Annotated in this window: 1 protein-coding gene; it reads left to right on the top strand. The window is 74.2% G+C overall.

Translation table 11 applies throughout. The annotated features are described in order from the left end of the window. Positions 1 to 511: ERAP1-like C-terminal domain-containing protein (locus tag E6R62_RS39180; RefSeq protein ID WP_206309064.1), on the top strand; the 511-nt coding region annotated here is incomplete at both ends.

Below are 511 nucleotides of genomic sequence, written 5' to 3'. Positions count from 1 at the left end.
ACCTCCCGTACGAGACCGACCTCGCCCTCCTCCAAGGCGTCCTCACCTTCGCCGACACCCGGGCCGCCGGCCGCTACACCACCCCCGAGGACCGGCCCGCCGCCCTCGCCACCCTCACCGCCCTGTGCCGCGACCTCATCCGCCGCACCGAGGACGGCACCCACCCCGGCCTCCGCCTCACCGCCGTACGCCACCTCATCGACGCCACCACCCAGCCCGACACCATCCAGGCATGGCTCGCCGACGACACCGTCCCCGGCGGACCCGAACTCGACCCCGAACTGCGCTGGCGCATCCTCACCCGCCTCGCCGTCCTCGGCGCCACCGACGACACCGAGATCGCCGCCCACCTCGCCGCCGACCCCACCGCCACCGGCGAGGAAGGCGCCGCCCGCTGCCGCGCGGCCCTGCCCGGCACCCACGCCAAGGAAACCGCCTGGACCGCCCTGTTCCACGGCGACACCCTGTCCAACTACCTCTTCACCGCCACCGCACAAGGCTTCTGGCAACC

This window comes from Streptomyces sp. A1136, assembly GCF_004795055.1.
Classification (GTDB): domain Bacteria; phylum Actinomycetota; class Actinomycetes; order Streptomycetales; family Streptomycetaceae; genus Streptomyces.
The sequence above is the reverse complement of the archived record's forward strand: the minus strand, read 5'-3'. Positions and strand labels throughout refer to the sequence as shown.